The organism is Mesorhizobium sp. M7A.F.Ca.CA.003.01.2.1 (assembly GCF_003998945.1).
Classification (GTDB): domain Bacteria; phylum Pseudomonadota; class Alphaproteobacteria; order Rhizobiales; family Rhizobiaceae; genus Mesorhizobium; species Mesorhizobium ciceri.
On the sequence record NZ_RZRA01000595.1, the window covers coordinates 1 to 3,560 of the forward strand.

The following is a 3,560-nucleotide window of genomic DNA, read 5'->3' on the forward strand; positions in this document are numbered from 1 at the left end:
GGCATGGGAGGCTGGGATATCATTCCCGCAGAGCTTCTGCTTGTCGCCGCGAACCTGACGGATTGGCGAAGCCTGTCGCGGCGCTCGCTGATGCTCCTCTACAACTGGACCTGCCTGGCTTTTCTGGTGCTGTGCGCCACCGGCCTGTCGGGGATCGCCGTCAATGTGCTGAAATATGCCATTGGCCGGGCTCGCCCGCTCTATTACGAGGACTTTGGCGTGCTGACCCTGCACCCCTTCGCTTTCGATGCGCGCTTCGCCGGCTTTCCGTCCGGCCATGGTACGACAATGGGCGCGGTGTTCGGGGTCGCTTTGCTGTTGTTTCCGCGGCGCTGGTACATCGCCCTGGCGATCACCGCCTGCATCGCCTCGACCCGTATCTTCGTTGGCGCGCACTATCCCAGCGACACCGTCGCCGGCTTCGGCCTTGGCTGCGGTTTCGCGCTTGCCTGCGGGCTGGTCTTTGCCCGGCTCGGCTTCATCTTCCGGCCGATGCCTTCGGGCTTGCCGGTCCGCAAGAAGACGTTTTGGCTGATTGGGCCGAGAAGGAATTTGACGGGCCGATGATGCCATGGGTAGGAAAGTCGTTGCGATAACCGGACGGCAAGGCGGGACAATGGTACGACGATCGCGAATGGTGGTAGGAGCGCTGCTGGCGGCATTTGTTGCTGGCGGAGAGATGGCGAACGCCTCGCCCTTCGTTGACACGAAGGAGGGGCAAGTCCAGGTCGACCATATGACCCTGCAGGAATTGCAGGCGGCTGCGCTAACGGGGTCGGCCGACGCGCAGAACCGGCTTGGCGTCGTTTTTCTGCTGGGACTCGGAGTTAAAGCGGATTTCGTCAAGGCTTTCGAATGGTTCCAAAAAGCGGCCGAGAAAGGGCACCCCGACGCGGAGACTTGGTTGGGCAATCTTTATGGAACCGGTCGAGGAGTAACACTCGATCGGCAGAAATCTCTGTTTTGGACAAGGAAGGCCGCAGAGCGCGGTTACAGCCGCGCAGAATATAATTTGGGAGTGAATTTCCTAGAGGGGACACTCACCGCCACGAACTACACCGAAGCCATCGCGTGGTTCAGGCGGGCTGCGGAACATGGCGACGTGTTGGCCAATCACAATCTTGGCCTATTGCTTTTGACAGGACGCGGAACTCCCAGTTCACCGCCAAATCTGAGAATTGAAGTCGACAAGGTACAGGCGCTGAAGTCGATTGCGTTCTCCGCCGAGAGTGGATTTGCGGACTCTCAAGCGGCTCTTGCTGCCATGTATTTCGAGGGGAACGGCGTAACGCAGAGCTATTCTGAAGCGGCCAGATGGTACCTATTGGCCGCGGAGCAGGGCTCAGCGTATGCACAAACGATGCTGTCCGCCATGTACCTTACTGGGCATGGTGTAACCGCCAACCAAGACACTGCCGTGAAATGGCTGAAGAAAGCGGCAGCAAACGGGAATGCTGCGGCTCAGGAACAGTTGGGCCAGAGTTATGGCGGCGGATTCTACGGACTGCCGCAGGATTTCATGCAAGCGATCGAGTGGACGACAAAGGCGGCGGACCAAGGAAACGCGGAAGCACAAAACACTCTTGGAGTAGCCTATCTTAAAGGTCTTGGAGTGCCGTCCGAGCGAGAGGTGGCTCATGATTGGTTTAAAAGGGCCGCCGCACAAGGTAATGCTCATGCAATTTACAACATAGACAAATATTTTAATAAAGATAAGGTTTTTACAGGGCAATGACCCGATTTCTATTTGGCCGGGCTGGGCTTCACCAAGGCTCGGCTTCATCAGTGCTCATTGGCGCGCCTTAATTTCCTTCGCGAACGGTGATGGGCCGGACCGACAGACCTCAAAAGACCGTAGTGTCTGCTTATTGATCGTCCCAGCGCGAACCATGTCACTGACCGCGCTATGGTCCTCAAAGGCGTCGCTCTGAAATTCCCGCTTGGTCGTCATGACCAACCTCCAAGCTACATTCCGCCAATTCAGCTAGACGCCGTCCAGGCCGCCATAGGATCTGACCAATCCGGCCATGTCGGGCGACCGGTGGTCCTCGTGTTCGAGCCCTTGCGCAACGCCGACGCGATCGGCGACCGGCCGGTTCTGGCTGACCTTCCACTTGCCGTGGATTTCGCTGATCTCGATTTCCAGCCCGATAATGCCCTTGATCTGCGACTGGATGAAGGGCTCCGGCGCATCGGTCACCGCCCAGGGCGCGGCGCGGGCGCCTTCCTGGGAGACGGTCAGATCGGCGATCTGCTGCGCCAGCCAGTCCTGATCATCCATCACCTTGACGGTGCCGCGAACCTGCACGATGGCATAATTCCAGGTCGGCACCACCTTGCCGGTCTCGCGCTTGGTCTCGTACCAGGACGGCGTCACATAGGCATCGCTGCCCTGGAAGACGATCAGTACGGTTGACGCCGGATTGTCGGCCAACAGGCGCCATTGCGGGTTGGCCCGCGCCAGATGGGCGCGCAGCCTGCCGTTCGGCCCGATTTCCGCGTCGAGCAGGAACGGGATGGCGTTGGCGACCGGCCCATCGGGTCCGTTGGAAATCAACAGGCCCAGCGGATGCGTCCGGATCAGCCCGTGCAGGATTTCCGGCCGCGTTTCCCTGAAATGAGGAGGTTCGTACATCGCCGTCCCTGCTTTCTTTGCTTATCTCAGCCGCTTCGGCCGCGGATCCGACAATTCGCCGGCCAGCCGGCGGTCGAGATAGTCGGCGCATTCCTCGAGCAGCAGGTCGGCATCGTTGGAGAAGAAATGGTTGGCGCCGGGCAACGTCTTTTGGGTGATGGTGATGCCCTTCTGCGTGTGCAGCTTGTCGACCAGGCCCTGCACATCCTTCGGCGGCGCCACCTTGTCGGCATCGCCATGGATGATCAGGCCCGATGACGGGCAGGGCGCCAGGAACGAGAAATCATAGGTGTTGGGCTGCGGCGCGATCGAGATGAAGCCTTCGATCTCGGGCCGGCGCATCAGAAGCTGCATGCCGATCCAGGATCCGAACGAGTAGCCGGCGACCCAGCAGCTCTTGGAATCGGGATGCAGCGACTGCACCCAATCCAGCGCCGCGGCAGCGTCCGACAACTCGCCGGTGCCGTGGTCGAATTCGCCCTGACTGCGGCCGATGCCGCGGAAATTGAAGCGAAGCGTGGTGAAGTCCCGCTTCTGGAACATGTAGAAGAGGTCGTAGACGATCTTGTTGTTCATCGTGCCGCCGAATTGCGGGTGCGGGTGCAGGACGATGGCAATCGGCGCGCTCTTTTCCTTGGAAGGCTGGTAGCGACCCTCCAGGCGGCCGGCAGGACCGGTGAAAATGACCTCAGGCATAAAATACTCCACTAGGTAATACGAATGCGCGGTGCCTGGAACGTTTCCTCTGGCCTTGACGCAGGGCGAGCGTCTTCTTAGAAGCTAGTTTAGAATTGTTCAAAACTGAGTGGCAAGACATCGAGCCCGGCCACCCGCGCCGCAAGCCGCGTAAATAGGACGGCTCGCCTTGGAATTTCAAGGAAATAACGCCATACGACGGCGGAATGGCTTCTGACGGGACTTGACG

At 59.6% G+C, this 3,560-nt stretch carries 4 protein-coding genes; 2 read left to right on the forward strand and 2 right to left on the reverse strand.

Annotated elements, in window-relative coordinates; translation table 11 throughout:
- Window positions 1–567 (forward strand): phosphatase PAP2 family protein (locus EN969_RS21810; protein WP_127419382.1); only part of this gene is annotated, 567 nt, incomplete at its 5' end.
- Between the two features lie 67 nt (window positions 568–634).
- A complete protein-coding gene (locus EN969_RS21815) occupies window positions 635–1,735 on the forward strand; it encodes an SEL1-like repeat protein (protein ID WP_063167806.1) in 1,101 nt (366 codons plus the stop codon).
- 249 nt (window positions 1,736–1,984) lie between these two features.
- Here EN969_RS21815 and EN969_RS21820 read toward each other — a convergent pair whose 3' ends face one another.
- Together EN969_RS21820 and EN969_RS21825 are read right to left on the reverse strand one after the other, a co-directional pair.
- Window positions 1,985–2,635, reverse strand: coding sequence for an FMN-binding negative transcriptional regulator (locus EN969_RS21820; protein ID WP_063167807.1), 651 nt, complete (start codon window positions 2,633–2,635; stop codon window positions 1,985–1,987).
- Window positions 2,636–2,656: 21 nt separating this feature from the next.
- The gene (locus EN969_RS21825; protein ID WP_013532163.1) at window positions 2,657–3,331 is read right to left on the reverse strand and encodes an alpha/beta hydrolase; all 675 of its coding nucleotides are present in this window, start codon (window positions 3,329–3,331) and stop codon (window positions 2,657–2,659) included.
- Between the last annotated feature and the right edge of the window lie 229 nt (window positions 3,332–3,560).

Excerpts from the sequence above, each read along its gene's own strand:
- EN969_RS21825 (WP_013532163.1), bottom strand. The coding sequence starts at position 3,331 with ATGCCTGAGGTCATTTTCACCGGTCCTGCCGGCCGCCTGGAGGGTCGC.
- EN969_RS21820 (WP_063167807.1), bottom strand. The coding sequence starts at position 2,635 with ATGTACGAACCTCCTCATTTCAGGGAAACGCGGCCGGAAATCCTGCAC.
- EN969_RS21815 (WP_063167806.1), top strand. The coding sequence starts at position 635 with ATGGTGGTAGGAGCGCTGCTGGCGGCATTTGTTGCTGGCGGAGAGATG.